At 51.1% G+C, this 26617-nt stretch carries 25 protein-coding genes and 1 other annotated feature; of the genes, 12 read left to right on the top strand and 13 right to left on the bottom strand.

Features of this window, described 5'->3' with window-relative positions; all coding sequences use genetic code 11:
* The first annotated feature begins 579 nt into the window (after positions 1-579).
* A complete protein-coding gene (locus E0L35_RS19970) occupies positions 580-1083 on the top strand; it encodes a hypothetical protein (RefSeq protein WP_138801265.1) in 504 nt (167 codons plus the stop codon).
* Between the two features lie 110 nt (positions 1084-1193).
* Positions 1194-1469 (top strand): hypothetical protein, encoded by a 276-nt coding sequence (locus E0L35_RS19965; RefSeq protein WP_027959661.1) that lies wholly within the window; start codon positions 1194-1196, stop codon positions 1467-1469.
* 213 nt (positions 1470-1682) lie between these two features.
* On the opposite strand, the gene radC is transcribed toward E0L35_RS19965, so the two are convergent.
* The 6 genes from radC to E0L35_RS19940 form a co-directional block, all read right to left on the bottom strand.
* Complete coding sequence (gene radC / locus E0L35_RS19960) at positions 1683-2180, bottom strand: DNA repair protein RadC (RefSeq protein ID WP_138801264.1); 498 nt, start codon at positions 2178-2180, stop codon at positions 1683-1685.
* A gap of 90 nt (positions 2181-2270) precedes the next feature.
* Positions 2271-2882: a lambda exonuclease family protein gene (locus E0L35_RS19955; RefSeq protein ID WP_138801263.1), complete on the bottom strand. Its 612-nt coding sequence runs from the start codon at positions 2880-2882 to the stop codon at positions 2271-2273.
* A gap of 37 nt (positions 2883-2919) precedes the next feature.
* Positions 2920-3678 carry an ERF family protein gene (locus E0L35_RS19950; protein WP_138801262.1) on the bottom strand — a complete coding sequence of 253 codons (759 nt, stop codon included), beginning with the start codon at positions 3676-3678 and terminating at the stop codon, positions 2920-2922.
* Between the two features lie 23 nt (positions 3679-3701).
* Entirely contained in the window at positions 3702-3872 is a 171-nt protein-coding gene (locus tag E0L35_RS26325) for a hypothetical protein (RefSeq protein ID WP_171051208.1), read from the bottom strand.
* Positions 3873-3993: 121 nt separating this feature from the next.
* Positions 3994-4962: a DUF932 domain-containing protein gene (locus E0L35_RS19945; protein WP_138801261.1), complete on the bottom strand. Its 969-nt coding sequence runs from the start codon at positions 4960-4962 to the stop codon at positions 3994-3996.
* A gap of 91 nt (positions 4963-5053) precedes the next feature.
* Entirely contained in the window at positions 5054-5395 is a 342-nt protein-coding gene (locus tag E0L35_RS19940; protein WP_138801260.1) for a hypothetical protein, read from the bottom strand.
* A gap of 155 nt (positions 5396-5550) precedes the next feature.
* Between E0L35_RS19940 and umuD the strand changes: the two genes are divergently transcribed.
* Positions 5551-5997: a translesion error-prone DNA polymerase V autoproteolytic subunit gene (umuD, locus tag E0L35_RS19935; protein ID WP_138801259.1), complete on the top strand. Its 447-nt coding sequence runs from the start codon at positions 5551-5553 to the stop codon at positions 5995-5997.
* Positions 5998-6768: 771 nt separating this feature from the next.
* Here umuD and E0L35_RS19930 read toward each other — a convergent pair.
* A protein-coding gene (locus E0L35_RS19930; RefSeq protein WP_138801258.1) for an IS3 family transposase occupies positions 6769-7994 on the bottom strand; the annotation gives its coding sequence in 2 pieces (ribosomal slippage) (positions 6769-7709 and positions 7709-7994; 1227 coding nt in all).
* Positions 7600-7716, bottom strand: a sequence feature (AL1L pseudoknot). Its footprint overlaps the gene before it by 117 nt.
* A 61-nt stretch (positions 7995-8055) precedes the next feature.
* On the opposite strand from E0L35_RS19930, the gene E0L35_RS19925 reads away from it, so the two are divergent.
* Genes E0L35_RS19925 through E0L35_RS26485 form a run of 4 tightly spaced genes read left to right on the top strand, consistent with a single transcriptional unit; the run spans position 8056 to position 13417 of the window.
* On the top strand, positions 8056-9315 hold the full coding sequence (locus E0L35_RS19925) for a site-specific integrase (RefSeq protein ID WP_171051207.1): 1260 nt from the start codon (positions 8056-8058) through the stop codon (positions 9313-9315).
* Positions 9302-11053, top strand: a complete 1752-nt coding sequence (locus tag E0L35_RS19920; RefSeq protein ID WP_034821501.1) for a hypothetical protein — start codon at positions 9302-9304, stop codon at positions 11051-11053. The genes E0L35_RS19925 and E0L35_RS19920 overlap by 14 nt, the downstream gene beginning before the upstream one ends.
* Entirely contained in the window at positions 11053-13041 is a 1989-nt protein-coding gene (locus E0L35_RS19915) for a hypothetical protein (protein ID WP_138801256.1), read from the top strand. The genes E0L35_RS19920 and E0L35_RS19915 overlap by 1 nt, the downstream gene beginning before the upstream one ends.
* Positions 13025-13417 carry a hypothetical protein gene (locus tag E0L35_RS26485; RefSeq protein ID WP_013786619.1) on the top strand — a complete coding sequence of 131 codons (393 nt, stop codon included), beginning with the start codon at positions 13025-13027 and terminating at the stop codon, positions 13415-13417. Before E0L35_RS19915 ends, E0L35_RS26485 begins: the two co-directional genes overlap by 17 nt.
* Positions 13418-14215: 798 nt before the next feature.
* On the opposite strand, the gene E0L35_RS19900 is transcribed toward E0L35_RS26485, so the two are convergent.
* The 5 genes from E0L35_RS19900 to E0L35_RS19880 all read right to left on the bottom strand — a co-directional run bounded on the left by E0L35_RS19900 (position 14216) and on the right by E0L35_RS19880 (position 18746).
* The gene (locus tag E0L35_RS19900; RefSeq protein ID WP_007105030.1) at positions 14216-15322 is read right to left on the bottom strand and encodes an FUSC family protein; all 1107 of its coding nucleotides are present in this window, start codon (positions 15320-15322) and stop codon (positions 14216-14218) included.
* Between the two features lie 130 nt (positions 15323-15452).
* Positions 15453-16052, bottom strand: coding sequence for a cytochrome b/b6 domain-containing protein (locus tag E0L35_RS19895; protein WP_013786621.1), 600 nt, complete (start codon positions 16050-16052; stop codon positions 15453-15455).
* 18 nt (positions 16053-16070) lie between these two features.
* On the bottom strand, positions 16071-17021 hold the full coding sequence (locus E0L35_RS19890) for an aldo/keto reductase (RefSeq protein WP_138801255.1): 951 nt from the start codon (positions 17019-17021) through the stop codon (positions 16071-16073).
* A 63-nt stretch (positions 17022-17084) separates the two neighbouring features.
* The gene (locus E0L35_RS19885; protein ID WP_013786623.1) at positions 17085-17879 is read right to left on the bottom strand and encodes an SDR family oxidoreductase; all 795 of its coding nucleotides are present in this window, start codon (positions 17877-17879) and stop codon (positions 17085-17087) included.
* A 45-nt stretch (positions 17880-17924) separates the two neighbouring features.
* A complete protein-coding gene (locus E0L35_RS19880; RefSeq protein ID WP_007105035.1) occupies positions 17925-18746 on the bottom strand; it encodes a class III extradiol ring-cleavage dioxygenase in 822 nt (273 codons plus the stop codon).
* 118 nt (positions 18747-18864) lie between these two features.
* On the opposite strand from E0L35_RS19880, the gene E0L35_RS19875 reads away from it, so the two are divergent.
* The 5 genes from E0L35_RS19875 (at position 18865) to E0L35_RS19855 (ending at position 25704) form a co-directional block, all read left to right on the top strand.
* Entirely contained in the window at positions 18865-19776 is a 912-nt protein-coding gene (locus E0L35_RS19875; protein WP_034821484.1) for a LysR family transcriptional regulator, read from the top strand.
* A 485-nt stretch (positions 19777-20261) separates the two neighbouring features.
* Positions 20262-21530, top strand: coding sequence for a Y-family DNA polymerase (locus E0L35_RS19870; RefSeq protein WP_283241548.1), 1269 nt, complete (start codon positions 20262-20264; stop codon positions 21528-21530).
* Positions 21531-22067: 537 nt separating this feature from the next.
* Positions 22068-22772, top strand: coding sequence for an inovirus-type Gp2 protein (locus E0L35_RS19865; protein WP_171051206.1), 705 nt, complete (start codon positions 22068-22070; stop codon positions 22770-22772).
* Positions 22773-23175: 403 nt separating this feature from the next.
* Positions 23176-24786 carry a YfjI family protein gene (locus E0L35_RS19860; protein WP_138801252.1) on the top strand — a complete coding sequence of 537 codons (1611 nt, stop codon included), beginning with the start codon at positions 23176-23178 and terminating at the stop codon, positions 24784-24786.
* 708 nt (positions 24787-25494) lie between these two features.
* Positions 25495-25704, top strand: coding sequence for an AlpA family phage regulatory protein (locus E0L35_RS19855; RefSeq protein ID WP_138801251.1), 210 nt, complete (start codon positions 25495-25497; stop codon positions 25702-25704).
* Positions 25705-25710: 6 nt separating this feature from the next.
* Here E0L35_RS19855 and E0L35_RS19850 read toward each other — a convergent pair whose 3' ends face one another.
* The gene (locus E0L35_RS19850) at positions 25711-26502 is read right to left on the bottom strand and encodes a hypothetical protein (protein WP_138801250.1); all 792 of its coding nucleotides are present in this window, start codon (positions 26500-26502) and stop codon (positions 25711-25713) included.
* Positions 26503-26617 lie beyond the last annotated feature (115 nt).

The following is a 26617-nucleotide window of genomic DNA, read 5'->3' as shown; positions in this document are numbered from 1 at the left end:
GAGTCTTTCTCTTCTTGTTCTGGTACTCGGCTTCGGAGAAGGTGATTTGATCCATGGCAGCACTGAATCCTATGCAGTTGACGATAGCCGTATTATCACTGATGGCAGTGACTTTTTCAGAGCTTCCCTAGCCGTATTTCAGTCCCACTAGGGGAAGCTGAAAGTAATGTAAGTGCTGAAGCTTCGTCATCATCAAATTCTGGCTCAAGACTACTTTTTGAAGCTAGGCTATCAGGAACTGTAACACCATCGATCCCTGACGATTTGGTTTGGTATGAACATGAACCAACTTGGCAGTCTATCGCCAAAGGCCGAATAAATTATGGTCTCCAGGATTTTTCCCTGTCTGTATCCTACGAAGATGATTTTGGCATCAATGCTGGCTTAAAGGTAGCTATTAGTAAGACCGGATTAGAAGTTGGTGGTAAATTCGAAGATCACGAATCAACAGTTTGGCGTCTTGAAGGGCAATTCAAGGGCATAGTAAATTAAACTTAACAATCATATATATAAGAAAAGAATCGTTACGCGCATTTCGATAGGCTTTATGTGTAGCGTTATATTTGAAGGAGAGCTTAAGTGCCGTTTGAAGAGCTGACAATTCTGTATTTTCAAATAGCTGCGGGAGTAATGATGGGGTGGGATTATTTCACACCAAAGTCGTGGCGCGAGCACATGAATGGTGTACTAAGCGAGTATGTTTCTGGTGTTCAAGGAAGAGTCGATGAAGACCTATCGGGGGCACTAGTTTTTTTGAAAGTGAGCCTTCCAAAAATCATTGCCTCATTTATCGCTTTCGGACTTGCTTACTTCGTGCTCAGATTTGGCTCCTCGATTAACGGTGAGTGGCGCGCTGAGGCTATCCTTGTCACCGGGTTAGTGTATTTGATGCTTGTCGCTGGAGGTTTAATAACGCTAATGAACATAGTATTTCCGTTGCTGGTTCCTCTGGGATTAGGAGGAGTATTTAGGGGGATAACAATGGTCTTAACGAGCACAGAAAAGGGGCCGTTAGCAGGATTGGGATTTTTAAGCCTATTGGTTTCTTTTGTGATGCGTTACATGAACTATACAGCAGTCTGAACCATAATTTGGCGGTCAGCCTGATCGCTACGCGCCGTCTTTGGCCCTGCTCCAAAGCCGCCCATAACCTTAGCGTTATATGCTCAACTAAAATACCGTAAGGAGAAATAATGAAAATATCTGACATGAAACAAAATATAAGGGAAGCTGATTTATCTCCTGAAGACGAAATGAAGAGCTATATTCTTTCTCTCGCTGCTGATTTGAGGCTAGATACAGGGCATGTTCTGCCAATAAGGGTTTTGTTGCACAGAACCTTGAGCTTTAATCCGAAACAGCGAGAGGCGTTGCAGCCAGCACTCAACACACTCATCTCAGAAGGCTATTTTGAAGAAAAAGATGATAAGGCTTTCCTCACCGAAAAGGGCCGAGACGCTATATACTAATTGATATCAAATCGGCTGCTGTCGAACTGCCAAAAGCGTCACAGCTTTTGCTCTAGCAAAATCAGTGCCATTTTGTCAGCCGCTGAGCCGGAAGTTATATTGGTACTACCTGATAGTCTGCTCTTGGCTGTTTGCCCTCTTAACCAAAAAATAAAGCTTGCCTGATTACGAGAGCTGCCTCGTTGGGCAGTTCCATTTTATCCCAACAGTTGCCTATAAATACCCCATTTCCGAAAACGACTTACACCCATCACTTCCCACGACCATGTGATCAATCACACGTATATCCATCAGTCCCAAGGCTTCCTTTAGGCGATCAGTAATACGCCTATCGGCCTCACTGGGTTCGGGATCTCCGCTTGGGTGGTTGTGCACGAGGATAACGGCCGCAGCGTCGTAGGTAAGGGCGGCTTTTAGTACTTCACGTGGGTAGACGCTGGCCGCGTCGATGGTTCCACGGAATAGCTCTTCAAAACGGATAACGCGATGCTGACTATCGAGGAACAGCACACTAAACACGTCGTGCTCGTAATCTTGAAGCAGTAACTGCAGGTGCTCAAACGCCTGGGAAGGCTGCGTGATCTTGCGGCCTTTAGCGAGTTTGCGTCTTGCGAAGCGCTTGGCCATGGTGATGATATCGTTTTCAGTCACTGGCGAGGTAACGTGATAGGTACCAGCCACTTCCCCAGCTTTGAGTTTGGCGTGTGTCATGGTTGTCTCCAAAAAATAAAAAACGCCGGGGTGGTGGCCCCGGCGTCTATGTCGTTAATGATCGGTTGGTGTATCTATGGAATCGTCGCGTCACGCAGCCATCACTTGGTTTATGCGACGTTCCATCTCCTCATGGAATCGTTCTACCCGCTCGGCAATGGTGCGGATCATAATGTCGTCACGGTAGGCACGTTTGATAAACAGCGGCATACCTGGCCAATAGCTCACAAAGTCGATCCATTCCCGTTCGCTGACCCATAGCCCGCCCTGGCATTGGGGCACGTGCTCATCAGGTATTTCGCCGCTGAACAGTACCTCAATCTGGAACTTAGGTAGCTTTGTTTTGATTTCTAACAGACCGTTAGCGTCTACTAGGCTGTCGGGCGAGTAGCCCACGCCATGGTTAAGGATCAAGCCCACTTCCTGGGGCTGGGGTTCGCCTGTGGCATCGCAATAAAGCGCACGTGCCAAGCCTTCCAACTCATGGCCTCGTCGAGTATGCGCGTTACCTTGAAACGGCTCAGCCAGTTCGCCGGTTATGCGCTCGCCTATTAACTGGTGCATGTAGGTAATGGCCCCGGTGCCCAACCCACCAGGGCCTTTGCCCTTAACCAGTAGTGACTTTAGCTCCGACATGGTGACGCGACCTAAGCGCGCCGCCAGCCACTCAGGGGAGCCTTGGGGCATATTGAGTATCTGCATGAATGCCTCCTTTACTCAGATAGGGTTGGTACGCCGTTTACTTAACGGCTCGCTTGGAGAGGGATGCCCGGAGCTTGTCGAATTCGGACTGTGGTACTTGCACAGCTGAGCCGTACTTGCCGCTGAACCACTCCTGGGTCGTCGCGGGACACTGGCTGATCAGACGTTGGATTTGGCCTGCCTGGAAGGCGGTGACTGTCTTGATACCTACCTTGGTACTGGTGTTTCCATTATCATCCTGGCCGCGTGTGGTGATGTTGAGCAGTGCGGAAAGTACATAGCGCTTGCCGTAGCTGATGGAGGAGCCAAACGCCTGCACTGCGTTCTTGTTACCGCTCATATCGGCAGGCAGCAACATGCTGGTCTCTTCACGGTGGCCATCCTTATGCATCAGCACACCGGTTACCTCAATACCGCGCTCCTGCGTCTGAATACGAAAGCTCACCGCAAAACCGTGTTTCTGCATAATGGGACGCACGGTATCGACGATATCCTCCAAGGTGGCGTAACAGCCGTTGTTAGCCTGCCCGCGCTCCTCAATGCTAGGGAGTTCGGTCTGCATCGCTGCCATGGCCGCGCTATAAGCCATCATGGACTGGCGATCCATCACCCGTTCCTGCATCTGTAGCAAGCGCTCCATTTTGTCGATATCGACGTCCGGGTTGAGCGCAGCACGTTCAATCACCTGAATAATGGCCGTGCTCTCAGTTAGGTGGGGAGTAGGTTTTGCAGGAACAGCCTGTAGTGAAGAGGATGCAGATGGCTCGTGATTTACTACATTAGTTTTGGTTGCCATGACAAGGCTCCTTCAATAGGGGGTTAAAGATCGGCGGGAAGTTCATGCGGGGGAACCGGACATAGGCGCAGCTCGGTGCGATACAGCTGTCCCTTTGCCATCACGTAGGTCTGGGCATAGGTTTGTTCCTGGGTAAGCAGTCGTTCCGTCAGTTGGGTTAAAGCGATATCTAAATCGTGGCTAAGAGAGGCCATGGTGTGCTCCGTGTAAAAAGCAAAAAGCCCAGCCTGTTAAGGGCTGGGCTTATCGCGCTATCCAATGAGGGGTAAGACAAAAACTAAGAAAATTAGCAGTAAAAAAATCAGAAACAGCATTTCAGCTCACCAGGGCAAGAGCCGTTTGTAATGCCTCCTGTTTCAACTGAGCCCCTTGGCCAAACCACGCCGAATCCAATCGGGTATCGTTGCTGCGCGCACGCTTGTCATGATCCACGTACTCGGTAACAGCATTTAGCAGACCCCAGGCGGTGTCTTTAGCGGTGTCGAGGTGCGAACCACGGCCTTCGCCGTGGTAGAGCTTCTGTACCTTGTTGAGTGCTCGGTAATTGGGCAGCTTGGAAGGGTCGTCTATCGGCTTATCGATACCGCAGAGCACCGACTGAAAATACTGCTGCGCCTCGCGGCGATCGATTTTGCGTTCCGCCAAGGCCTTCATGCGGTACATGAAGTCGTTCCACTGGGAGACGGAAATACCCAGCTGGCTTTTTACTGCACGGGGATCGAACTCTGACCGGTGGGGCACCTTAACCGCCTGCGACGTGCCATCCACCGCAATCTGCAGCGTGTTGTTGCACACCACCCGCACCGTGGTTGGTGTGGCCATGGTCGCCAAGGTGCCATCGCAGGAGGTGGCCAACAGCAGATAGTCGTTGACTTCATCCTGGCCTTTTATCGACGTGCTTAAGCCGCTACGGGCCAAGGCCCAAAACTTACGCCCGCCTTTCAGCACACCCGCAGTTTCCAGCTCATACCCCGCGTACTCCGTCAGGTCGCGATAGAACTCCAGTATCTCTTCGGGCTGTACCACCTTATAACGCTGCGACACCACCGATAGTGGGGCCTTGGTATCTGAGCGGTAGAGCACCTTCTGCTCAGGGTACGAGTGGATGCTGCCAAGGTGGCTGGCTCCTTCGGCAATAAAGCGCACCGGTGCTTCTTCAATATGCCAGTTCATACCGGCCTGTTGCTGCCAAACCTCTAGCGGTTGTTGACGGGATAGCTGTTGCCCCAGGCCGTGCCAAGGGGTGACGCCGACGTAAGCCATTTGTTCAATGAGATGAGCCATGTTGAAACTCCTAGCAATAAAAAAGCGCTGACGTTAATCGCCAGCGCTTTATGGTTGGAATGTAAGGGCTATGTCGCTTAGTGGGAACGCATTATTGGGGTGCGGTGAAGGGACGGGTTAATTGCCGGAAGGTATGACCGCACGATACGCACAGCCAGGGCGTTCCTTCACCGGGTGGCAGTTTCTGTGTGAAGAACACCGTTGCGACTCGCGAGCCTGCCTGACTGCCGGAAACAGCCCCCATCACGGCAGCGGGCAGTTTGGCTAAAGGAAAGCGGGAAGAGGCATCCGATAAAGGGGACGTTGGGGTATAGGATGCCCGCCACGCACCAATGGCTCCGCCCACTAGGCGGCTGCCCACTGTGCTGATGCGTTGGGCGGTTTCAAAGTTAAGCGTGCATGGGGCTGCACAGCGTAGGCAAGGCGGGGACATAAACAACACTCCTATAGGTGTCAAAGTGATCCCGTGTGCAGGATTCATAGGAGTGATATAGGTCTGTAATTTTTTGGCTTTGACATTTGAGTGGTTGATTCATTAAGTCTCTTTACTGATGCTGTTCATAAATACAGTAAAGGAGGGAGCCTATTATGTCATTGAACGTTTCACTGCTGGGCCGCGCAGACGCCGTGGCCTCGTCACTACCCTTGCCGCTCTATTCAACCGCCGTGCGCGCCGGGTTTCCTTCGCCCGCCGATGATCACCTGGATACCGAGCTTGATCTGCACCGCTACGTCGTTAAACGCCCAGCCTCGACCTATTTTGCGCGTGCGGAAGGTTATTCAATGATTGGGGACAGCATCCACCCTGGGGACCTATTAGTGGTGGATCGCAGCCTGGAAGCACTGCCTGGACGGATTGTGGTGATTTGCGTCGATGGCGAAATGACCGTCAAGCGTCTGGAGCGCGCAGGCCAACGTACCTACCTCAAAGCAAGCAACCCTAATTTCAAGCCAATACCCCTTGATGGACGCGAATCCCAAGTGTGGGGCGTAGTGACCGATGTGATTCACAACCTCTTGAGGACACTACCGTGATCGCGCTCGTTGACTGCAACAATTTTACATACGAATGCTAGCATATGACGAATACAAAATACTGTGGTAACTATTGACATTGGAATGAGCCTACCCTAAGTTTCTTTCCAGAAATAGACAAGGAAGTGGGCTAGCCGCTCACGGCCAGAGGGCCCTCAGGCCCGCCCCTGGTAGGAAGAATTTCCGCTCTGATTACCAATGAAAGAGGGCAAAGAGAGTGGCTGTACCTTTTACAGCGATTCGGTGAGTCACGGCTTATAAAAGCTATCAAAGATCTGCCAGGTAACAGGAAACCCTATCCCTTAAAGTAGCCCGAGTTCTTGGGGTTCAGCTCCCAAAGCCCTGTGATCTCCCCAACCTTAAGGCAAACCTCAGAGCCGATAGAGAGGTGCGATTAGGTCTTCGATCTATTCGGGGCCTGTTGGCGTCTCTTGGGAATATTCAAAACCAGAAAAGTGATGAGGCGAAATAGGGAAAATGCAAGAGGCGGACATTCGGTTGCTGTTTGATTGCGGAAATCTGAAGTCAGTAATGATCACCAGAGCGCCCCTGGTTGAAGGCTGGTGCTGCAATTTTCGCGAAAGGGTGGCGGCTGTGAGGTGCTCGACTTTCAAAGAGTAAGTCTGCGAACTTTTAAGACTCTGGATGCGACATTTCTGGCTGCAAGCCGGATTGGGTAGGCAATCGATCAACCAAGGACTTCATTATGGCGATGCTCGAAAGAGTCAGTATTGAACCGTACCGGCTTTCTCGGAGACCCGTTAGTTTGAGTCAAGCAGCCTTATTTGCCTGACTCTGTTGCTCATAATACATGGCTTCTCGCTCTGCTGGTGGGATATGGCCAATCGGCTCCAGTAACCGCCGGTGATTGAACCAGTCGACCCACTCCAACGTTGCAAACTCAACCGCTTCTAGTTGCCGCCATGGTCCGCGTCGGCGAATCACTTCGGTCTTGAAAAGCCCTATCACGGTTTCAGCCATTGCGTTGTCGTACGAATCGCCCACGCTTCCGACAGAGGGCTCAATGCCGGCATCTGCTAAACGTTCCGTGTAGCGAATTGAGACGTATTGAACGCCTCGGTCGCTGTGGTGAATAAGATCATCTTTAGGTCGCTGAGGGCGCTCATGAAGCGCCTGTTCAAGCGCATCCAACACCATATCGGTTCGAGGTGTACTGGAAACTCGCCAGCCGATGATTCGGCGAGCAAACGCATCAATGACGAAGGCGACATAAACAAAGCCCTTCCATGTGGCAACGTAGGTAAAATCTGATACCCACAGTGCGTTCGGCTGAGCTGGCTGAAACTGCCGCTTGACCAAATCCGCCGGACAGGCCTTGTTAGGGTCAGATACAGTCGTACGCACCGGCTTACCACGTATCACACCGCGCAGCCCCATTTGGCGCATCAGGCGAGCGACGGTGCAGCGAGCCACCGGAGTGCCTTCTCGGTGTAGTTGACGCCAGACTTTGCGGATGCCGTAGACACCGAAGTTCTCTTCCCAGACACGCTGAATTTCGGCCCTCAGCCAGCGCTCACGTTTATTGCGGGGAGGCGCTCGGTTGGGCTCGCGTGCGCGGGCACGATGCTCATAGTACGTCGACGGGGCGATCGGCAGGACACGGCAGATCGGCTCGACCCCGTATAACGCTCGGTAATCTTCGATAAAGTTGATCATCACTTCCCGCGGCGGTCGAGCTCCGCCTGGGCAAAATATGCAGAGGCCTTTCGTAGGATCTCGTTGGCTTGCTTCAACTCTCGGTTTTCACGCTCTAGCGCTTTGATCCGTTCACGCTCGGAGGTCGTAGCGCCTTCCCGACGCCCTGTGTCACGCTCGGCCTGTCGGACCCAACTGCGCAGTGTTTCAGGCGTACAGCCGATTTTTGGGGCGATGGCACCGAGGGCTGCCCACTGGGAGGAATAATCGGCCTCGTGGTCGAAGACCATACGTACCGCCCGCTGGCGAACTTCAGGGGAATATCGATTTGATTTGCTCATGGCTCCATCCTCTCAAGGTTTGGAGCCTCCGGGAATCCCGGTACGGTTCAGTATTACGCCTATGGCTCTCGATACCGACAAGGGTTCTCAGGAGGTTTCTTGGGTTCCGGTCAGTCGCTCAAAGCCAGTGCCAAAGGTGCCACACATATTCTTCGATGACGGAGAGCCTTGGCTCGCGGCCAATGCTTATGCACTCCACAAGTTAGACTCCGTTGTAGGAAACGATATCAAAACAGTGGCCTCAAACATGAGTCACCTAAAAGCCTACGCTTGCTGGCTAGAAGATCATGGGGTGGATTGGCGACACTTTCCGAAGAGAAAGAAAGATCGTTGTCTTTTCCAGTACCGAGGATTTCTCATTGAACAGCGGAAGGCCGGATTGGTTAGCTCCAGCACCGCCACATCGAGAATGGGCGCGATCATTCAATTCTACCGCTGGGCCCAGGTTTATGGCTGGGTTGACCGTAAGTCCATGTGGGAGGATCAGTCTAAAACGATCCAGTTCTATACCTCTGTCGGCTTCTCTCGGACGATGTCTGTGACTTCAAGCGAGTTGGCCATTCCGAATCGAAGGCGGGTTGGTGCGGCATTGGAGGATGGGCTGACCCCTCTAACGGATGAGAATCGAGCGGCGCTACTTACTTTTCTTTTCGAGCGTGGGAAAGTAGAGCTTTACCTGATGACCATGATTGGCTTCTTTACTGGGGCTCGGAGTGAGACCATTCGCACCCTGCGTCTATCAAGCATCGATAACGCCCTGGATGATCCGACAATTCCCTCAATGAAGCGCATTGCGGTGGGGCCTGGAACAGGTGTTGAAACCAAGTACGATGTGAGTGGTGCGCTGCTCTTTCCTGCCGAGCTTGTTCGTCAGCTTGAGCGATATGCTTATTCAGCGCGACGCCTTGGTCGACAGGCGAGGGCCTCCGAAGAAGATCGAACCTTGCTGTTTCTGTCTGAGCGAGGAAACGCCTACTCCGAGACGTCCTTTACAAAACTAATCAGCTACCTGCGTGAAAAGCTGGCTGAGGCAGGGCTTGATCAATTTAGGGATTTTAAATTTCACCAAACACGAGCCACTTTTGGCACCCAGTTAATGCGACTCGCAATGAGCGCCCTTCCGAGCCAGGTCGATGCCATCGTTTTTGTTAGGGATGCCATGCTCCACAAGGATGAGGCGACAACTTGGAAATATGTGAAGTTCATCGAAAAAGAGCCTGTAAAGGAGGCGCTGTCGGACGAATTTTTCAATTTGTATGTCGGCAAAGTTGGCAACGTCGAAACATTAATCGATAAGGTTACATTCAATGACGACGCCTGATTTGTTGATCCAGTATCTAGATAAGGAGAATGCGCCCCGATATGGTTCAAGGTCAGATTTAACACGGTTCCTTTATCGGGGCGGCGCGAGCTTGAGAGCGGATTTGGCGTTCAAAAAAATTGCCGTGGGAGCGCTAGGGGCGATTCGAACAGAGAGGTTGGAGCTTTTACAAGCTGTTAAAGAAGAGCTTGAGAATAGACTTTACGCTGGCCGATCGGAGAAGTCGGTGCCTCATTACCTTGCTACGTTCGTGGGATTTATGAGATTCCTGGATGAGGGCCAGCACTCGTTCAGTCTTGCAAAGCTGGAATTCAACTTCCTGGAGTACGCCGAGTATTTGTTCATTAAGTCTAGGAAGAAGGGTTCGAAGTTGAGCCCGAAGTCAGCCTACATAAAGGCTGCGACGCTGTCGTCGATTTTTGGTTCCATTCTTTCCATACCGGAAACCGTCCGCCTCATTAATAGGACTCGCCTTCGTGCCGTCAAGGAAGCGCCAAAAGCGGTCAGTCGGATTGCTGAGAAGCAAAACTTGGAGGCTACCTTCAAGCAGGGGAATTTCCTGGTCGATATCGCGGAAGGATTGTCTAAGGAAGCTGTTTATGGGCCCCTGCCCCTAGAGATCCCAATCCGAGCCGGTCTGGTTGAGGGCAATGAGGTGTTGCTCCATGCGGGATTGCAAGAGCTTGAGTTGGCAGCTACTCCCAAGCCTGGCTGGGCATATCAGAAAAAGGTCCTCTATCGGGAAGCGTTAAAGCGACGAGAGGCGGTCAGTGATATTTCTCCCCGGAGGGGCGGAGCGAAAAGGTGGCACCTGGTGAACCTGCGAGTCCAGGCAGAGTTTCTGATTTTCCTTGCTCAGACAGGCATGAATTTGACTCAGGCTAGAGAGTTGGGGCGCGGAGCCTTGAAGTATAAGCCGCTCGGCGATAGCTGGCAGGTAAGGTGTTACAAGAACAGGAGAGGAGGTGAGGTAAGCTTTCGAATTTACAAGTCTTACAAGCCCTTTCTTGAGCGATTTCGAGCCTTTGTGAACCATTTCTTTCCTGATTCTCCAAACTTTTTCCCTCAGTTTGATAATTATGGCAAGGGAGAGAGTGTGTCGAGAACGGGGCTTACTCACTTTGTGGCGTTTCGGCAGTTATTTGAAGCACATGGACTTGCTTGGGTTACACCACGAGAACTGAGAAACACCAGGGTGAATTGGCTTTTGCGCCGCTCAGGAGACCCTGAATTAACGGCAGATATGGCTCAGCATACTCGGGAGGTGTTAAAGGACCAATACGAGCGACCTAGTCAGCAGCGAGCTATGGTTGAGGTTGCCCGGTTTTGGAGCAAGCACGACCCTATCAAGCAAAAGGATCTCAAGGCGTCGGTGATTTCCAGCAGTTGCAATGGTGACCCAGAATCGGTGGCCGATAGACCTGGGGGGATAGTTGAACCTAACTGTGTCAATCCATCTGGTTGCCTGTGGTGCAAGCATCATCGCGATGTAGATAGTGAAGACTATATCTGGTCCATTTCCTCCTTTCGGCATCTCAAGACGATTGAGGCAAGCATGACGCTGAGTCGTGAAGAGGTGCCCTCTGACGTCGTAGTTGATCGGTTATCCGAAAAATTGTCGTGGTTTAAGAACTCTAGTTCCAGGCGTGCTGGCTGGGTGTCAGAAGCGCAGGAGCGGATTGAAGAGGGTGATTACCACCCTAATTGGGCCCCAATTATTGAGCTTCTGGAGCAGTAATGAACGCTGACACTTTGCGCTTTATGTCGCCATCCACGTTGGTTACGGTCGACTCGCCGTTGTATCGACCGCCATGCTTTCCGCCACCCAGAGATTGGGCGGTATCGGTCGACAGCGAAGGTGCCCCGCTGTCCCTATATGGTGATGATTTCTGGGACTTTCGGGCGTTCGAGCGCTCTGCGACCTTCAATTTTAAAAAGGACGGGATTTCTGATGAGAATGTCTTTCTTGTCAAGCAGGTTGTGCTCTTGGTGCTTTATCATCCGCGACTTTTTCCTGGGCGAATTAGGAGTTGTGTTTACTCGTTTGGAGCCCTGACAAAGATTGCAAGCGTCTGCGATAGTAAGGGAGTGCTGATCTCGGACGTTGAGAGGTTTCCGGCGATTCATCAGGAGATTGCTGATGCTCTTCAGTGCGCCAGTTTTAAGGTTTACGTCAACTTTCTACATAGATTGCAATCAGATGTTCTTGGCTTTGAGGTATTCGGAGGGAGAGGTTTGGCGCTCCTGGCGTCGCAGATAAAAGGTCATGAGAAGGTTCAAACTCCATATATTCCACCCAGAATATGGGCGTACCAGGTTAAGAGGTTGAATGAGTGCCTGGACGATTTTTTCGAGCATGAGCAAGCGCTGGGAAGCGCATTCAGCTGGTTATCAGAAGCGTATACGTATAACGCCTCTTGCGTAAAGGATGTTAAATACCATTCACCCTTTTATGAGCCGCACGTTTACAAAAAAAGAGTGCTGTTTGCAGGAGGGTTTGAAGGATTTTCTGTGGAGTATGGACTTTCAGGGCTTTTCGAGAAATGGCTGGGCGTACCGCCTCTCATCTACAGGAGTACCCGCTTTACGGCCTATCTCAATATGGTTAAAGAGGCGGCTCTATTTTACATCATGAGCTTCTCCCTTCAGCGCCTGAATGAGGTGAACTCGCTCAGGTCTGATTGCTTTCTCATCGAGCGTGACGAGAGGTTGGGGGATATCGCAATGTTGGTTGGGGAAACCACGAAAACTGATCCTGATGATGATGCTCGATGGGTTGTGCCCAGCACCGTTAAGAAGGCTGTTGATGCGGCGAGCACCATTGCTAAATGGAGGCTGAAGTATTTCCCAGGGGGTGAGTCTGCGCCTGAATGGGATAGTTCTTCTGTGCCGCTCGCGTTGGCCGGAACGGAGCCGTGGCTTCCAGTAAAGGGTAACAACCGAAACTCCAAGAACGAACTTATAGGGCAATTAAGGCTGGGTCCCTTCATTGATCGCTATCCGCTTTTTTTCGATCCAGAAGAGATGGCAGTGACAGAAGAGGATTGGAAAATTGCGGTGTCTATGACCCCGAATATTGGCAATAGAGAAGGATTTGGCATCGGGCTTCAATGGCCTTTAGCGGCGCATCAGTTGCGACGCACCACCAACGTCAATATGTTCGCCTCCAACATGGTTTCTGATCAAAGCTTACAGTGGCTCATGAAGCATGTGAGTCAAAAAATGACGCTTTACTATGGCCGCAATTTCACTAATTTGAGACTCAACTCGGATGCTGAAACTTCCGTCATAGTCGAGTCCTACAAGGCAATTTACCGGCAGATTGCAAGTGTGGTGGAAGATAGCTTTGAGAATGTGCGCCCTCATTCTAAGCAGATGATCCCGATTAAGGTTGTCAATCTTGTAGAAGCTGGGGAGGAAAAACAGCTTACGAAGTTAATAGCCAAAGGCGATATTGGTTGTCGGCGCACACTGGCCGGATTCTGCATGAAGGCTGGGGTCTGTGAGTATGGTGGTATTGAGTCAATGGCGCAGTGTGCTGGGGCTGATGGCGGAGGCATCTGCACAGATGCGATTTTTAAGCGTGAAAATGGGCCAGCCTTGAGACGACTAAAGGCTGCTCACGAAAAGAAAATCGAGTCGCTGACCTCCGAGAGTCCACGTTTCAACGCTTTGAAAAAAGAAATCTATGCGATAGAGGTGTATCTCAGTGTCGTCAACGGTTAAGAAATCGGCAGAGCAAGAGTTCAGGGATGCATTTGATCGGCTGAAAAAAGGTAAGACAATCCGCCTTCCTTTGGGGGCAGCTGTTACCCAAAACAACGTTGCGAGAGAAGCGGGACGAGATCCCTCAGCTTTGAAAAAGGACAGGTACCCTTTGCTGATACTTGAGGTTCAAGCCTACATAACTTCTAAGTCGGAGCAAAAGAGGAGCAGCAAGCGTACTACAGACAACAGGGCAAGAACCGATAAGCAGAAGATCGCAGACTATCGCAAGCAGATTGATCGCCTGAGTTCTATTGTGGCGGCGCAGAATTCGACTATCGAAGAGCTTCTGGATGAGATTGAGCGGTTGAAGGCCGGGAGGGTGTCACGCTTTTAGCCCTCCGGTTACACGTAATATTCCGGTAAGCTCATGATATTCAATGACGCATAGCAGGTTACGCTTTTCCGATTTGCTACCCAAATGATGCTACCACAATTTGGCCGCTCGGGTCGCAAAGCGAACATTCAGGGCCGAGTCCGAGGGGTTCAATTTGAGGCTACGGTGTGTCACACGCATCGGGGTAAGTCCATTGAGGCTGAGGGGCATGTCGTGCTTAAAGGGGTAATTCTCGGATTCAGTCGGGGTTGTGAACATGTCAGAACCGATAGAGCGCCCTTTGGACGCGCTATCCGGAGGCCCGAAGCAAAGGGTCTGGATTACCATGACCGTTGTCGAGGAAACGCAATTGGTCCTTCCCGATGAACCGACCTTAGCCCTGGATCTTGGCCGCTAGGTCGAGGGGTTCGATCTTATCCGGGAACTGAGTCGCCGGGGGCAAAACCATTGCCATAGCTATCGACGATCTCGCCAACGCCTGTCGCTGTGCCAACCACATTGTAGTGATGAGGGAAGGTTGTATTTATGCTGAGATCAGCCCCAAGATGTGGTGACAAGGGAGCTTATTGAATCGGTCAACTGAAGCCGCCGTGATCTCTTTCCCGATCCAGTAACTGGCACTCCCGCTCGTATTCTTAAACCCACACTCGTATTGCGGTCTCTAATCCAAAACGCCGCGTCCGATTCATTCTCAGTGATACTCAGGGCCTATGAACTACCCATAAACTGGCTCTCTTGCATCTGGGACAGACCAAGGTTTTGATAGGCGTTCGAGAACCAACAGCCCGTGACTGCAACTTACCTTCCGCGATTTATGTGATGAGTTAGCAAATGAGCTCGGTCGTCCAGGGTCGAAAACAGAATCGCAAAACAGATCCCGACAGCGGTCCCTATGAGGGTATCTACTACCCGCTCCTGCACCATCGCCATGCCAGCAAGGTCTGGTGCCGCCAGATAGCTCATAAACAGAGCCATGGGCGTAACCAGAACCTGGCCCAGTCCATAATTCGATCCGATGATGGTCTCGGTAGCGAACGACAGTAACGCCACCAGCCCAATAATGGTCCACACAGAGGGCTGGCTTAGCAGCACCAAAGCCACAAGGAGAGCGCCGAGTACGTTGCCTATGGTGCGCTGTAGGGCTCGGCTCATACTGATATGCAAATGGCTACCCTGTAACACGGCGACAGCGCCCATGGCCGCCCAACCGGCGTGCTGACCGCCAAACGCATAAGCAACATAAGCCGCCACGGCAGAGCCCAACACCATGCGCGCGACGGCGATCAACTTGTGACTGGCGGGCCGGCTTTTGAACCAATCCTGTGCCGCCGGTGTATCGTGGCGGAACACGTCGGTGATCATCACCACTAGCCAGGCAAGAGCAGCGGCCACTGCGGTCGCAGTCGTACGTTCGAGGACAGAGGCAAAGGTATCCACTTGGCCCATTGAAACGCTGGCGGCGAATATGAAGATCAATGCACCTGGCGGACCGAAATCACCAACGGTGACGATGTAAAACAGCGTACCGCACAACAGCGCCAGAATGGCCAGCTGACCAACCATGGGCAACTCCAGCCAGGCCACCAGGGACATCACAAAAACGGTTGCGGTTTGGCAGAGCAAACAAAGGAAAACCGTAAAGCCCCGGCGTTCCGGGGCCGCAAAACGGCCAAACAAAGCCACCAATGTACCCAGCGAAGCAAATCCAATCAGGTGCGAAAAGTCGGATAGCTCGATCAGCGGAAGCACAACCAGCGCCGCGATAGCCACCTGTAGTCCGGCCAGTGCCGAGTTCCTGAAGCCAGGCTGATTAACTACGGCAAAGCACTCTTTGAACTGTGCCCGCGATAGCAGAAACCGGATTGCAGCTGATCGACTTTTTACTCTGGATAAGCGCTGATGCACTTGACCTCCGACAAAATTGGATAGCTTAAGATATAGTTAGCCTAATAACCGTTTGCCTCATTGATCTATTCGGAGTTTCCGCAATCAAGTCGCGAAATAACGAGAATTTTTGGTTTTGGAGATTGCCTCATCACACCATACGTTTAAGCGTATCGTCTCTTTTCACGAAGTGATGAATCAGTGCCATACCAATATGACCAACAATCAAAACGGTCAAAATCCATGCGATTGGCGAATGGAGCTGTCCCAGGGCTTGGGCCCAGGCAATTTCCTCGCCTTCAGCAAAAAGCTCGATACCGAAAGCCGTAATCCCGTGGCCACCACCCAGCATGACCATTACCCCGGTTATCGGCATCAGCAACAGGCCAAGATACAACGCCCCATGACCGGCCTTGACCAGCAGAGCCTGCGCCGGATCTTGCTGCGGGCGCTGATGACGCTGGCCAGCGGCCCAGGCCAAGCGTACCAGAATCAGCAGCAACATCAGCGAACCTATAGAGACATGCCAGGGCACCAGCGTTTGTCCGACCCAGTGTTCTCCGTCGAAGATTCGATCACCAAACTTGAGCAGTTGCCAGAACACCAGTAGGGCCATCGACCAGTGCAGCAGTTTGGTGAGAGCGCCATACCGCTCACGAGAATCGTGGATCATGATTGGGTTCTCCGTATTGCGGGTTTCATTACCATTGAAGGTGTTACCAAAGAGGATGAAGCCAGAATGCACACTCATTCCAGCCTCATCTTCATATCACTGCCTACTGGCGGCGTCCAGCCTGGAAAGCATCTCTTCCGGTAGTGACAATTTCACCGAAGCCAATATCTCATCCAGTTGAGACAGCGATGTTGCACTGACAATCGGTGCGGTCAGTTCTGGCTGGTGGAGCAGCCAGGCCAGTGCCACTTGGGATGGTTTTGCTGAAGCCTCCTGCGAAACGGCCATCAGGGTATCCAGAATGCGCTGACCACGATCGCTGAAATAACCGTTGAGAAAGTCAGCCCGAGGGTTGCCTTCCAGGTCTGAAAGCTGAGCGTATTTGCCAGTCAGGAATCCACTGGCCAGAGAAAAGTAGCTCACCACGCCAAGATTGTGCTCGCTGGCGACTTTCGCCAGCGACGACTCGAAATCGGCCCGGTCATGCAGGTTGTAGAGGGGCTGGATCAGCTCATAGCGCGCGAACCCATGATCACGAGACACGGCCAGCGCCTGTTCCAATCGATCGGACGAATAATTGGAGGCGCCGATGGCCCGCACCTTACCGGCCTTGATCAGCCGGTCAAACGCGCCCAATGTTTCCTCCAAGGGGACTTCCTGATCATCAATGTGGGCGAAGTATACATCGAGGTAATCGGTGCCCAGACGTGACAGGGAATCCTCAATTGCAGCTTCGATGTTGGCTGCAGATAGCCCTTTACGACGCTCCAGCATACCGACTTTGCTCATGAGAATGACGTCATCACGACGTCCCCGCTTTTTCAGCCATCGTCCGATAACTGCCTCCGACTCGCCACCTTCAAGGCCCGGTGCCCACGCAGAATATACGTCGGCCGTGTCAATGGCGTTGAAGCCCTGCTCCACAAACCGATCGAGTAGCTGAAAAGAGCGGTTATCATCGGCTGTCCAGCCAAACACGTTTCCGCCAAATACCAGTGGGGCTATCTCCAAACCGGACTTCCCAAGGGGTTTCTTCTGAAGACTCATGATGCCTCCCTCAAAAAACAACTGTCAGTGGGTGAGTCGGCCGGGTGGTCCCGGCCGGCGATTTCAGGCAATGCTTTCCACAATGCCACCTTCAACACGCAGGGCGGCGCCTGTGGTGGCACTGGCCTGGGGAGACGCAGCGTAGACACAGAGGCTGGCGACCTCTTCCGGTTCGGCAAAACGTCGGAGCAGCGTGGAAGGCCGGTTTTCGTCCAGGAACAGGGTTTCCATTGCTTCCGGGGAGACTCCCCGCTCAGCCGCCAGGTCAGCCATCATGGCTTTGGCTCCTTCAGTACGGGTCGGACCGGGAAGGATGCTGTTCACGGTCACACCGGTTCCGGCAAGAACCTTGGCGAGACCCCGGGATACACCTTGAAGCGCCGCCTTGCTCACCCCGTAGTGCACCATCTCCGATGGAATATTCAACGCCGATTCACTAGAGATGAACTGGATACGCCCCCAGCCCCGAGCCTTCATGCCAGTTGCGTAATGCCGGGCAAGTCGAACACCGCTCATCACGTTGACCTGGAAAATCTCTTCCCAGGCAGCATCGTCGATATCGAAGAATGGAACGCCGCCATAAATACCCAGGTTGTTGACCAGAACATCCACCTCGGGCAGCTGTTCGATGATGGTCCGGCAACCTTCCGCGGTACCCGGGTCCGCGATAATGCCTTTTGCATCGTCCCGACCGCTGGCATTGGCTATCTCGGCCAGCGCCTTATCCACTTTGGCCTGGTCACGACCCACTATAGTTACCGAGGCACCGGCCTCGGCCAGCCCCTGGGCAATGGCCAAACCGATGCCCGCGGTAGAGCCGGTGACCAACGACTGTTTGCCCGTGAGTTCAATTTTCATCATTTAATTCCTCTTGCCATTGATTTTTGAGGGGACGTCACCCACTCAACCAAATTGAAACGCCGATAACTGGGTTTCCATCACCCGTTCGGAATAAACCTTCTTGCCGGGCTCCTCGCCCGCTGCACCCGCTGCCACGAGCAATGGAATCAGGTGTTCCTCGTCTCCATGCGGATGACAATCGAGGGCGTGGGGTGCCTGAACCCATTTCCTCAATCGCTGATAACGAATTCCGGAGTCACCTTCGACAGTGTCCGTCAGCCAGTCATCGAACGCCTCGGAGAGCGGTGTAAACCGCTTGTCGCCGTAGCCACGCATGTTGTGGAAGCTCATGCCACTGCCGAGAATCAGCACACCTTCGTCACGCAGTGGCGCCAGAGCTCTGCCTGCCTGCAGGTGTGCTTCGGGGTCCAGGTCCTGCCGTAACGACAGCTGAACCACAGGAATGTCTGCCTCGGGGAACATCACCTTGAGCGGAATAAACATACCGTGATCAAACCCACGCCCGGAATCCTCCAGGGTGTTCTGTTGTGCCCCAACCAGTAGACGACTCACGCGATGCGCCAATGCCGGCGCTCCTGGAGCCGGATAAGTCAATTTATAGGTGTGGTCCGGAAAACCGAAATAGTCATAAATGAGATCGGGCTGGCTGCCGGCGGTCACACTAAACTCTTGAGTGCGCCAGTGGGCGGATACCAGGAGGATGGCCGTCGGCTTTTCTGGCAAACGCCCGATGACGCTTCGAAGAAAGTCGGCCATACCGTCCCACGTATTGCGGGGACTCCAGTCCATAAAGAAACAAGGGCCAGCGCCGTGGGGAATAAAAAATACCGGTTGTCTGGTAGGCACTCTTGGCTGCGTGGACATCGACATACCTCCATAGGTTTGAATAGTTCAGATATCACAATGAACAGGTTATACTGATACTCAGGAAAGGAGAACGGACTTAAAAAAGGAACTGTTTTAACTAAAGGTAGGAAATAAAATGCTGGACCGATACACAAGCATGCAGGTATTCGTTCAGGCAGCGTCCAGAGGTAGTCTGTCTGCCGCCGGCCGGGAGCTGAACATGTCGCCGGCAATGGCCACAAAACATGTGGATTCACTGGAAACCAGGCTCGGCACGAAACTGCTTCATCGCACCACTCGACAGTTATCACTGACAGATGCCGGACGGGAATACCTGCAGGCCTGTCAGCGCATTCTTCAGGATCTTGAAGAAGCGGAGTCCGAAGTATCTTCCCAGCAGCATCAGGCCATGGGTCGATTACGTCTGAATGCACCGCTATCCTTTGGCACACGCTTCATTGCACCGTTAATACCGGAATTCACCCATCGTTACCCACTGGTGGAGGTGGATCTTGGCCTGAGCGACACTCAACAGGATCTGCTGAAAGAGAGCTGGGACCTGATTGTCCGCATCGGACACCTCGCTGACAGCGACCTCAGGGCCCGCCGTCTCGGCAATTGCCCGATGCGACTTTGTGCCTCGCCTGAGTATCTGAAAAAACATGGAACCCCTAACCGTGTTGCCGAGCTCTCAAACCACAATTGCCTGAGCTACAGCCTTTCCTCAGCGCAACGCGGCGGCACCTGGGCATTCGGCCAAGATGGTAAGATCCAGGTGCCCGTAACAGGCAACCTCATGTCCAACAATGGCGACGCACTTCTTGCTGCCGCCGTTAAGGGCCAAGGGATCATATATCAGCCCAACTTTATCGTGTCCGAGGCATTGGCCAGTGGCGCTCTGGTTGCTTTCGAATTGGATCACCCTCCACTGGATCTCGGCGGCCTGCATGTGCTGTTCGCGCCGGATCGTCGGTTACCCCTCAAAGTAAGAGCGATGATCGACTATTTGGTTGAGGTTTTTGAGAATTCGCCATGTAGACCGTCGTAAATTTTATCCTTTCTTACCAAGGCCCCCTCTCTACACCTGTAAACTGTTCCAACAGTCAGGCTTAGTTCGAAGTTAGCCCGCTCCAGGCCAAAAGCTTTATGTCGGCTTCTGGATCGCGGCCACCTTCTCCTTTTCCATCTGCTTTTTTAAGATCCCGAAACCAATGGTTGTTCAAATATTGTCGTCAACAAGGAAAATCTCATTTGCGGAACCGAAATGGGATCGAGGCCATAAGTCCATTGAGTGTTTCCTTTTGTTTAGGCCCGGACATTTTATTTTCCTCGTAGCTGTCAATTGATGGTTCTAACAGGCAGTGCCTTTAGACCGCAATAGTGGGCTACGTTTTTGGGGTACGAAATACCAATCCATCAATGGCATGGACAAAAAAGTGTATGAAGAGGGCCTTATATCGACGTTCGCCATGGACACGAGGCCATATAGTGAAAGCCCTGTTATGCTCAGTTTAAAGTCATGTCCATAATTGGATCATTCGTAGTTATAACTTCTATGTCAGTTGCGAGCGCGTTTTTGATCCAATGCTGGAAGGGCGACCGGTAGGGGTGCTGTCGAATAACGATGGGTGTGTCGTTGCCCGCAGTAACGAGTTAAAGGCGATGGGTGTGGAGATGGGAACGGCCATGCACTTGTTGCCGCCCGCGATACGACGCCAAGCCGTGCTGCTCTCCAGTAACTATGCGTTGTATGGCGATATGTCACAGCGGGTGACCGAGGTGCTAGGCGAGTTTTCACCCCATGTGGAGGTATATTCCATTGACGAGAGCTTTGTCGGGTTTCAGGGCTTTGAGATAGACACGCTGGAATCACGCGGCCAGGCTATGCGTGACACCGTTCGGCAGTGGACGGGCATTCCCGTGTGCGTGGGGTTTGCACCTACCCGCTTACTCGCCAAAGTAGCGAACCAAGCGGCTAAGAAACACCCCGCTTACAAGCAGCAGGGCGTGTGTAAGCTAACCGCCGAGAGCGAAGCGACCAAGGCACTGCTTAAGCAATTGCCGGTGACCGAGCTGTGGGGCGTGGCACGCCGTACCGGTGAACGCTTAAGCGTGATGGGTATTGAGTCCGCATGGGATCTGCGTGAGTCAGACCCTAAGCGTATTAGGCAGCGCTTTAGTGTGGTGCAGGAACGCATCGTATGGGAGCTACGCGGGCAGTCCGCCATACAGTTGGATGACATGAGCTTACCCAAGCAACAGATCATGGTGTCGCGCTCATTCGGTAGGCTAACGGGCAATCCCGACGACCTACGCGAAGCCTTAAGGCAGCACGCCGCCAGGGCAGCAGAAAAGCTGCGCAAACAGCACAGCGTGACCAGCGCCGTCATGGTGTTTGTGCGTACCAATCCGTTTCGTACCGATTTACCGCAATACCAACAGCGTGTGGTCGTCTCACTTGAAAGACCTACCGATGATAGCCGGGACATCATCGCAGCAGCGGTACAAGGCCTAAGGCGTCTCTGGCGTAAAGGGTATGCCTATCATAAAGCAGGCCTGATGCTGCTCGACCTTTCTCCCAAAGCTAATCGGCAGCTTACCTTCACCGAAACCCCGCAAACCGACGAGGAGGCTAAGCGCAGCGAACGCCTGATGGCGACGATGGATAAACTCAACCGAGAACTGGGTAAGGGAACGGTACAGCTGGGCTTGCCCCGTAAAGGCAATGCCTGGGCGCTACGAAGTGAGCGACGTACCCCGCGATACACTACGCAATGGAACGAGCTATTGATCGTTAGGTAATCCTGACACGATTTTTTATAGTGCCGGTCATGCTAGGGGGAGAGTCATTTAAGAAAAAATACTGGCCGGTATGATTATCTGAGCAGATGCCGAGCCTAAAAGGCTCTTAGTTATCTTAGTGAAAATAATGGAATTATTTTTATTGAAAAGGATAGCTCACAGTACAGGCATGGCCTGTCTCCAACCCGCATGCAAAGCGGGTTTAGGCAGTTAATGATAATGGATATCAGACATGGTTGAGTGACGGTAATATTATTATGTCCTTATTTAAGGGGGGAATAGTGCTCAGGGAAGGAGGCCTACAAGCCGACGGCCTTGCGAACTAGGAACATCCATATAGTGCGATCAACCATGCTGTGCATTAGCCATATAGTTAAGTCGCTCATCGTCGCCTATTAGGGCATTTCCTGTTATGGCAAGCTAGCCGCGTCACTAAACGCGGCGTTGCCCATCATTCAACATTTTATCCTCTCTACGAGCATGAACACGGCCTACACGCCGTGGGCATCTGCGTGGGTGAGTGTTAGGAGTATCATCATGAACACCGCTCTATACAACGTTGGTCAGCGTCGACGTAAACGCCATCAAGATAACCCTGCTTTAAAGCTTTGGTGGGATATTTATTATCAAAATATGCTGGTGCAAACCCAGAGAGGGCCATTGATTGAAAACTATCTGAAGAAATTACTGTTTGTCATGAATCAAGCATGTCAGGACTGTAACCGCTTATTCGCGATACGAATTGACCTGCACTATCCAGGTGGCAATCATGCTGGTTTGATAGCCCCCCAAAACGCCACTATCAGCGCCTTCCTTCAATATTTGCACCAGGAGCTTGACGCCGCAGGCATCAAATACCCGCATAAGCTACGCAATGCTTGGTGCTGTGAGCAAGATACGAGTGTGAACCCTCATTACCACCTACTGTTACTGTTGAACGGTGATGCCTATAACGGCCTTGGGTACATGGATAAGACGCCCTGTGGTGATTATGGATATGACAACTTATTCCATCGCATCGTCAGGGCATGGGCTCGGGCAATCAACTATCCGCAGGAATGCATGGCAGGGCTGGTACAAGTGCCCAGAAAGCCTATCAGCAATGACCTGGCTACGTGGTTTTTCAGAAGCGATGACCAAACGGCATTTACCGACGTGTTTTACGCCGCAAGCTACTTGTGTAAAGCGTATACGAAACCTATCGGTCAGGGTGTGCACTGCTTTGACGGGAGCAAGCGTTAGACGAGCATTCCTTTTTCAGCCATGCGTGGCGAATACCTCGCCTCATGTGGGGTCAGCGTTCAGCAGGCGATTCTGAGCGCTTGATCATTTTTGCGGTATACGCATACATCAATACGCCTCTGTTGCTCATGAGCAACAAACTATCACTTCTATTTCTTAAGTATTGTAGAGGTGACGGTACCACTGAACATCGTTCCATCCATTTGCTTCAGTGCAATAAATCCCGCCGTTGCACCACACTAATTGGCATCAAAAAGACGCGCATTCAGGAAAGGGTTTGCTCTAGCTAGATGCCATTAAAATAAAAAATAGGCAGTATATTTGCTAATCTTGCTAGTAATAGCAAAAATAGCAGAGATAAATATTCAACTTTTCATTTTCTAATGGCGACAGCGATACACTCATGACGCATACGGATTTAAATCAAGAAGGGCAATGGCCAGTATTTGATGAGCAGTCGTTATTCGAGTCCACGAGTCGTGAAGTGGCGCAGCATGTCGAGGTCGCCCCAGAAATGGCGCGCACGACAGCATTAGGCGCAATGGCGATGGCATGCCAGGGCGTTTTTGACGTCGCCTTTCCTAACGGCCACAAGGTGCCCACCTCACTAAACCTGCTCACTATTGCCGATAGTGGCGAGAGAAAGACAGCCTTGGAGAATTGGTTCTTTAACCCCATCCGTGATTTTCAGACAGCCCAAAAAAAAGAACGACAGCGATCGATTCAGATATATCAACGAAAACTAAAGAACTGGGAAAATGACGAAAAAGCACTTCAAAAAAAGCGAAACCAAGCATTCGTTAAGGATGAGAACCTTGAAGAAATTGAGCGGCAACAAGTCAAGCTAGATGGACAAAAACCCCAACCTTTGCGTCTTCGTCAGTTAATCTATGAAAATGTCACGCCAAGTGCTCTCGCGTTCAGTCTGTATGAAAATATTCCGTTGGCCTGTCTTGTTTCGAGCGAAGCAGGCAACATTTTTGAAGGTCGTGCATTCCAAGACCTTCCTATGTTTAATTTAATATGGAGCGGCTCGCCGATAGAGGTGGCGCGCCGTAGTACTGAAAGCTTCACATTAGAAAGCCCACGGTTAAGCTTGGTTCTGATGGCGCAGCCGAAAGTCATAGATCGATTTTTAGAAAAGCGAGGTAGTGAAGCCAGGGACAACGGTTTCTTATCGCGATTGATAGTGATTAAGCCCGTGTCACGTATAGGGAGCCGGAAAGGAGGCCGTCCAGTTGATCCTGACACTACGAAGGCTTTCAGTGATCGAGTAACACATTTGCTGACGGAGGCGTTTGCTATACTGGACAGTGAAAGGCAGCAGCGACACATTCTAAGGTTTAACCCTTCAGCCAAAATGCGTTGGCAAGAGATACAACAAAGCATTGAGCAAGATATGGCAGAACATAAGCAGTATTACCATGCGCGAGATCATGCCTCAAAGCTCATTGATAATATTACTCGTGTTGCTGCAATCCTTCACGCGTTCGAAGGATATGAAGGTGACATCAACAGCGATGTTCTTGAGTATGCTTATCAGCTTTGTAAGCGTTACTCAAATCATTACCTTAAATATTTAGCGGGCGAGCCTGAAATTGTCACTGTAACCAATGAACTCGTTAGAGAAATTAGGCGCTTGGGTAGTCCCGGCACGGAACGCACTTTTCACTTCAAAAAGACGCCGTTTCTTCAAAAGGGTCGTGGGCAGACCCGTTACCCCCAAAAACTTGATCAAGCATTACAGTTGCTTACAAGTTTGGGGCATTTGAGGATGATAGGCCCCTATGATTACGAATTTTCAGAGACGATTCTTTTGCATGCGTCACCTGCCTTGAAAAACGGTATCGATTATCACGTTAACGAGCTGTTGCTTTTTGAGCAACAGGAGTATCAGCAAACTACTGGGGGTAGGTTTAATGGGCATGTAGAAAAGAATATACATCACTCTATTCCACAAATAGACATACATGCGAATGTTATAAAACCACCTTACAAATCGGAAAATAGATAAACTCAATGTTGCAAGGCTTGCCGATCAACCCCTGTTATAACCTCACCAAAGCCGGTCAACCCGGCTTTTCAGCTCTTGATCCAGTTAGCAATCAAGTCGACACATGAAGTGCTTAATTTAGACTCTATTGAGCGCTTTGCATCTGTTAATCGTAAGCACTCCTATACCGACATCTATCCTTCACGCATTTGGCTCCTCACACTGATGTCACCTTTATCAAGGCGAGGAGTCACCGCCATGACCCAGCAAGAACGTAGGGACTACTGGCAGCAGCACATCACTGACGGGCAGGTGTCAGACTTGTCGAGCATAGTAGTCAGTGGCCTGTAATAAGTTTTGCTCTTACCACAACAAACGCCTCGGTCAATGAATAGAGCTAGCCAAAAGCCATTACATAGAGGCACGTGTCAAAACGGGCAGTAAGTGCTTATCCGTCGCCGCTTTCGCTCCCATTCAGTATAGCTTAAGTAAGCGCGTGGTTTGGTGCTTGCCCTCATCATACCGAGTCATGCATTACCCACCTCTAAAGTGCTTCTGAAGGGTGAGTATTTTTTCCCACAAACATAAATAATTCATAAGTATTTGAAATTTAAATTTTTATTATTTTAAATAAGTATTAAAAGCTATTTTTTCCATAGCTAGCATCTCGCGTTGCGGTGGTAGTGGCGGCTCTCTATCATTCACATATCAACCGAAAGGAGTTAAACCATGTCCCATAGTCACCGTATTAGCATTGTCCTGCGTATGAAGCAAATGACCCAAAAGCTCAGTATCAGCCGTTCATCCATCTATGAAAAGATGAACCCAAAGTCTCCTCGATTTGATGCAACCTTTCCCAAGCCCATCCGGCTAGGCGCAGCCTCTGTCGGGTGGCTTGAAAATCAAGTGGATGAGTGGCTGATGAGCCGTCAAGCGTGATGGGTTTCAGCGATGTTTAGCGGCATTTTCGTCATATGCTGCTCTACACTCACCATTAACATCTCTTAACCAAGTGTTGAGCTTCGTCTCTACTTTTTCCTTTTTAATTGAATATATTGCTCGATGTTCGCTGTTCTCATGCTCTGCTAGTACCTTTTCCGCTAGTTCGTGAGCAGCGGACTCGAGTGTTTTCCAACCCCCTATAGGAGGAGAGTTTCTAAGCAAATTAATAAAGCTGTATTTCAGGTTCGAGTAATCTTTATAGGCTTGTCTGCCTGCTTTTTGAGAATAAGCTTTTTTCTGTAGCTTCTCTTCTGTGGCCAGTGCTTGTCCAAGTTGATGCTCGATATTCTTAAACTCGATTAACGATGACCAAGCATTTTCATGAAAGCCATGTTGCTCAAGGAGATCTGCACACACGATCCACATGAATGCTACGGGAAAGAGGTTGCTAACCTCAGTGCTATGGGTAGTAGGCAGTGAGTGGCAAATGATGTTTTTGCATTTGGTAGCGCTAATATTATCTTTTAAACGATCTAGGGAAATTTGGTACTCATCCAAAAAGCGCTCCTGGCATGCTTCATCCGAGAGCTCTTTTGTCTCAGGGGCACCATTCAACAAGAATAGGTAAGTTTCACTCAGTTGTTGCTTGAATTGCTCTATGCGCTCTCTCAACGGCAACTTGGAAAAAGCGGAAAAGATGTCAGGCACTTCCATCATGCTCCCAGCTAAATGTGAGGCTTTGTTATCCTCTTTAATATAATGCTTATCAGGGAGCGGGTTTTTTGTTTGTGACATGCGGTTATTTTCTCTTCTGGATGAACGGAGAAGGTAATGGATTGTGTTAGCGATTGATGGCTGTGCAATATCAATGAGGCTGTTTGACTCATCACGCTTAAATAACTAATTTAGA

The organism is Halomonas sp. ATBC28 (genome assembly GCF_005937175.1).
Classification (GTDB): Bacteria; Pseudomonadota; Gammaproteobacteria; order Pseudomonadales; family Halomonadaceae; genus Vreelandella; species Vreelandella titanicae.
Note: the sequence above shows the minus strand (reverse complement) of the source record. Positions and strands in the feature narration are given on the sequence as shown.

Bases quoted from the DNA above. Each gene is read 5' to 3' on its own strand.
- E0L35_RS19965 (WP_027959661.1), top strand. From the start codon at position 1,194: ATGAAAATATCTGACATGAAACAAAATATAAGGGAAGCTGATTTATCT.
- radC (WP_138801264.1), bottom strand. From the start codon at position 2,180: ATGACACACGCCAAACTCAAAGCTGGGGAAGTGGCTGGTACCTATCAC.
- E0L35_RS19955 (WP_138801263.1), bottom strand. From the start codon at position 2,882: ATGCAGATACTCAATATGCCCCAAGGCTCCCCTGAGTGGCTGGCGGCG.
- E0L35_RS19950 (WP_138801262.1), bottom strand. From the start codon at position 3,678: ATGGCAACCAAAACTAATGTAGTAAATCACGAGCCATCTGCATCCTCT.
- E0L35_RS26325 (WP_171051208.1), bottom strand. From the start codon at position 3,872: ATGGCCTCTCTTAGCCACGATTTAGATATCGCTTTAACCCAACTGACG.
- E0L35_RS19945 (WP_138801261.1), bottom strand. From the start codon at position 4,962: ATGGCTCATCTCATTGAACAAATGGCTTACGTCGGCGTCACCCCTTGG.
- E0L35_RS19940 (WP_138801260.1), bottom strand. From the start codon at position 5,395: ATGTCCCCGCCTTGCCTACGCTGTGCAGCCCCATGCACGCTTAACTTT.
- umuD (WP_138801259.1), top strand. From the start codon at position 5,551: ATGTCATTGAACGTTTCACTGCTGGGCCGCGCAGACGCCGTGGCCTCG.
- E0L35_RS19925 (WP_171051207.1), top strand. From the start codon at position 8,056: ATGGCTCTCGATACCGACAAGGGTTCTCAGGAGGTTTCTTGGGTTCCG.
- E0L35_RS19920 (WP_034821501.1), top strand. From the start codon at position 9,302: ATGACGACGCCTGATTTGTTGATCCAGTATCTAGATAAGGAGAATGCG.
- E0L35_RS19915 (WP_138801256.1), top strand. From the start codon at position 11,053: ATGAACGCTGACACTTTGCGCTTTATGTCGCCATCCACGTTGGTTACG.
- E0L35_RS19895 (WP_013786621.1), bottom strand. From the start codon at position 16,052: ATGAGTGTGCATTCTGGCTTCATCCTCTTTGGTAACACCTTCAATGGT.
- E0L35_RS19890 (WP_138801255.1), bottom strand. From the start codon at position 17,021: ATGAGTCTTCAGAAGAAACCCCTTGGGAAGTCCGGTTTGGAGATAGCC.
- E0L35_RS19885 (WP_013786623.1), bottom strand. From the start codon at position 17,879: ATGAAAATTGAACTCACGGGCAAACAGTCGTTGGTCACCGGCTCTACC.
- E0L35_RS19880 (WP_007105035.1), bottom strand. From the start codon at position 18,746: ATGTCCACGCAGCCAAGAGTGCCTACCAGACAACCGGTATTTTTTATT.
- E0L35_RS19875 (WP_034821484.1), top strand. From the start codon at position 18,865: ATGCTGGACCGATACACAAGCATGCAGGTATTCGTTCAGGCAGCGTCC.
- E0L35_RS19865 (WP_171051206.1), top strand. From the start codon at position 22,068: ATGAACACCGCTCTATACAACGTTGGTCAGCGTCGACGTAAACGCCAT.
- E0L35_RS19860 (WP_138801252.1), top strand. From the start codon at position 23,176: ATGACGCATACGGATTTAAATCAAGAAGGGCAATGGCCAGTATTTGAT.
- E0L35_RS19855 (WP_138801251.1), top strand. From the start codon at position 25,495: ATGTCCCATAGTCACCGTATTAGCATTGTCCTGCGTATGAAGCAAATG.
- E0L35_RS19850 (WP_138801250.1), bottom strand. From the start codon at position 26,502: ATGTCACAAACAAAAAACCCGCTCCCTGATAAGCATTATATTAAAGAG.